This is a genomic window from Virgibacillus kekensis (assembly GCF_042654125.1).
In the GTDB taxonomy this organism is placed as follows: domain Bacteria; phylum Bacillota; class Bacilli; order Bacillales; family Amphibacillaceae; genus Lentibacillus; species Lentibacillus kekensis.
The window spans coordinates 1-1291 of record NZ_JBHSFU010000016.1 but is presented as its reverse complement, the minus strand read 5'-3'; the positions used below and the strand labels follow the sequence as shown (position 1 = coordinate 1291).

At 42.3% G+C, this 1291-nt stretch carries 2 protein-coding genes; both read right to left on the bottom strand.

What is annotated here, in order from left to right; translation table 11 throughout:
- Positions 1 to 9 precede the first annotated feature (9 nt).
- Positions 10 to 942 (bottom strand): IS3 family transposase, encoded by a 933-nt coding sequence (locus ACFO3D_RS18875; protein ID WP_390299973.1) that lies wholly within the window; start codon positions 940 to 942, stop codon positions 10 to 12.
- A 17-nt stretch (positions 943 to 959) separates the two neighbouring features.
- Positions 960 to 1271, bottom strand: coding sequence for a helix-turn-helix domain-containing protein (locus ACFO3D_RS18870; protein WP_390299970.1), 312 nt, complete (start codon positions 1269 to 1271; stop codon positions 960 to 962).
- Positions 1272 to 1291 lie beyond the last annotated feature (20 nt).

The window sequence follows — 1291 nt, the reverse complement described above, 5'->3', positions numbered from 1 at the left end:
ATCTCAGCTTTATAAGCTCACCTCCTTAGTTTTAAGTGCTTTTTTGGTTGTTAAAAGGTAATATTTTGTAGGTGTATAGTCTTGGATGCCTCCATGGTATCGACGGTTATTATAAAAATCAATGTAGTTATCGATATAGTAATAAGCTGCTTCATAAAGTTCAAATTCGTGTCGATCAAAGCATTCACGCTGTAAGACGCTGTGGAATGACTCAATATAAGCATTCATATCCGGCGTTTTTTTCGGGATTCGCTCGTGATATATCTTATGATGTAAACAAAAGTCTCCAAACGTATCACTTACGAATTGGGGACCGTTATCCGTACGGATAATTAATTTGTTCTCCAACTCCCCTTCTTTAAAGTGTACTTTGCGGCGGATTAACGCTTTGGCTAACATGTCTTTAATATGCTTAGCCCTGCATATAGGTCCGCAATAATAGCCGACGATACTACGATCATAGACATCAATGGCGCTACACAAAAAGAAAAATTCACCTGACCCCTCAATAGTTCCATACTTAATATCAACCTGCCACAATTGATTGGGCTCTGTGACCAACCGGTTCCTAGCCAGTTTCCTGGGATGCTTCGTTTTCTTCATTCTTCTCTCTTTCAATATCCCGAGTTCCTTACAGAGCCGATAAACCTTTTTCTTGTTAATGACAAGATGCTTTTGCTCCCTTAGATAAAGGGTCCATTTCCGGTAACCTAATCCCCCTAACTCGTCATCCCAATGAAATTCCATCAGATATTCCTCAATCTGTTCATCGGGCACTTTGCGTCCTCCTACAGTGCGTGAGAATCCTGGTGTAGGACGGCCGCGCTTTTTCACCACTCTCGCCTCAGCCCCCGTCTGATAATAGTAATAGTGAGATCTCGCTAACCCAAGAGCCTGCATGGTCTTGGTGATTGGAAAGTCAGCCCGTACCCATCTCTTCACTTCGTTCAGAAGAAGCTTTATAGGGGGTCGTTTTTTTTTAAGACTTCCCTTAACATAGCTACTTCTAGTTCCTTTTCCCCCAGGAGCTTCATCGCTTGTTCATATTTGTTTTCCAGTTCCTGCCGTGATGTTTGCGGCGTTAAGGGATTAACCCCTTCAGATTCCATTTCATCCCTAACTCCGGTTTCATACTCCTTTATCCATTTACGTAACGTAGCTCTGTCGACCCCCGCGCTTTTAGCTGTAGAGGCAATCCTGTTAGATTCAAGCGCCAGTCGAACATACTTCTTCTTAACATTTTCAATTACATCTATTTTCTTTTTAGGCATGAACCCACCTCCCCCAAATT